Below are 2,345 nucleotides of genomic sequence, written 5' to 3'. Positions count from 1 at the left end.
TACCTGGTAGCTGAAAAGTCAAGCTACTAAGGGCATACGGCGGATGCCTAGGCGCCATCAGCCGACGAAGGACGCGGTAAGCTGCGAAAAGCCACGGGGAACTGCAAGCAAGTATTGATCCGTGGATGTCCGAATGGGGAAACCCGGCAGCCGTCATGGGCTGTCATCCGAAAGGAAGGGAACCCGGGGAACTGAAACATCTAAGTACCCGGAGGAAGAGAAATCAAACGAGATGCCCACAGTAGCGGCGAGCGAAGAGGGCAGAGCCCAAACCATGGAGCTACGGCTCCGTGGGGTTGAGGACCTACACCAGGAACGTGAAGTCTATCAGAAGGATCTGGAAAGATCCGCCAGAGAGGGTGAAAGCCCCGTAGGTTAAAGGCAGAACGTACAGTAGGTATCCAGAGTACCGCGAGGCACGAGGAATCTTGCGGGAAGCAGGGGGGACCACCCTCCAAGGCTAAACACTGAATGGCGACCGATAGCGCATAGTACCGTGAGGGAAAGGTGAAAAGAACCCCGGGAGGGGAGTGAAAGAGAACCTGAAACCGTATGTCTACAAGCAGTCGGAGCGAAAGCGACGGCGTGCCTATTGAAGAATGAACCAACGAGTTACGTGCACTAGCGAGGTTAAGTGGAAGACACGGAGCCGAAGCGAAAGCGAGTCTCAAGAGGGCGGCTAGTTAGTGTACGTAGACCCGAAACCGCAGTGATCTACCCATGTCCAGGTTGAAGCGCAGGTAAAATTGCGTGGAGGACCGAACCTGTGAGCGTTGAAAAGCTTTAGGATGAGATGTGGGTAGAGGTGAAATTCCAATCGAACGCGGAGATAGCTGGTTCTCCCCGAAATAGCTTTAGGGCTAGCCTCAGGTAGTAAGTATAGGCGGTAGAGCACTGATCGGTCTAGGGGCTGTAATGGCTACCGAAACCTGTCAAACTGCGAATGGTTATACTGCAGAGCCTGGGAGTCAGACTACGAGTGATAAGATCCGTGGTCAAAAGGGAAACAGCCCAGACCACCAGCTAAGGTCCCAAATGCCGTACTAAGTGGAGAAGGATGTGGGGTCTCCTAAACAACCAGGATGTTGGCTCAGAAGCAGCCACCATTCAAAGAGTGCGTAATAGCTCACTGGTCGAGAGATCCTGCGCCGAAGATTATCGGGGCTCAAGTACGAAACCGAAGCTGTGTCTGTGTACGTCAGTACACGGGGTAGGGGAGCGTTCCCATAGGGCTGAAGTCGTTCTGTAAGGAACGGTGGACTTATGGGAAGTGAGAATGTTGGTATGAGTAGCGAAAAGAACGGTGAGAATCCGTTCCACCGAAAGCATAAGGATTCCTGGGCAACGATCGTCGTCCCAGGGTAAGTCGGGACCTAATCCGAGGCATGGAGCGTAGGAGATGGACAGCAGGCGGATATTCCTGCACCGGCGCAGTTTGTTTGAGCGATGGAGTGACGCAGGAGGGCAGGCAGGCAGGAGATCGGTTGTTCCTGTGCAAGCGTGTAGGGTGAAGGATAGGCAAATCCGTCCTTCGGAAGACCTGAGGCGTGACGCGGAGGCTCCGAAAGGAGCCGAAGCTGCTGACCCCACACTGCCGAGAAAAGCTTCTAGTTAGAACTGCGCCGCCCGTACCGTAAACCGACACAGGTATGCGGGGAGAGAATCCTAAGGTGCGCGGGAGAACCCTCGTTAAGGAACTCGGCAAAATGTACCCGTAACTTCGGGATAAGGGTAGCCGGCATTGTGAAGGAACTTGCTTCTGGAGCATAGCCCGGTCGCAGAGAAGAGGCCCAAGCGACTGTTTACCACAAACACAGGTGCCTGCTAAAGAGAAATCTGACGTATAGGTGCTGACACCTGCCCAGTGCCGGAAGGTTAAGGAAGGATGTCCGGAGCAATCCAAAGCATTCGACCGAAGCCCCGGTGAACGGCGGCCGTAACTATAACGGTCCTAAGGTAGCGAAATTCCTTGTCGGGTAAGTTCCGACCCGCACGAAAGGTGTAACGATTTGGGCACTGTCTCAACGAGGGACCCGGTGAAATTGAAGTACCTGTGAAGATGCAGGTTACCCGCGACTGGACAGAAAGACCCCATGGAGCTTTACTGTAACCTGACATTGGGTTCTGATACGGCACGTACAGGATAGGTGGGAGGCATGGAAGCGAGGACGCTAGTCTTCGTGGAGCCGGCGTTGGGATACCACCCTTGGCGTATCGGAATTCTAACCGTAGGAGCAACGACCCTCGGGACAGTGTCAGGCGGGCAGTTTGACTGGGGCGGTCGCCTCCCAAAGAGTAACGGAGGCGCCCAAAGGTTCCCTCAGCGCGGACGGAAATCGCGCGAA

The 2,345-nt window shown here is 54.8% G+C and carries 1 rRNA gene; it reads left to right on the top strand.

The annotated features are described in order from the left end of the window. Positions 1 to 16: 16 nt before the first annotated feature. Positions 17 to 2,345: ribosomal RNA gene (locus MJZ25_16485) — 23S ribosomal RNA — on the top strand; the annotation flags it as partial.

The sequence above is a fragment of the Fibrobacter sp. genome, assembly GCA_024399065.1.
In the GTDB taxonomy this organism is placed as follows: Bacteria; Fibrobacterota; Fibrobacteria; order Fibrobacterales; family Fibrobacteraceae; genus Fibrobacter.
This window is presented reverse-complemented; position numbering and strand designations above follow the sequence as displayed.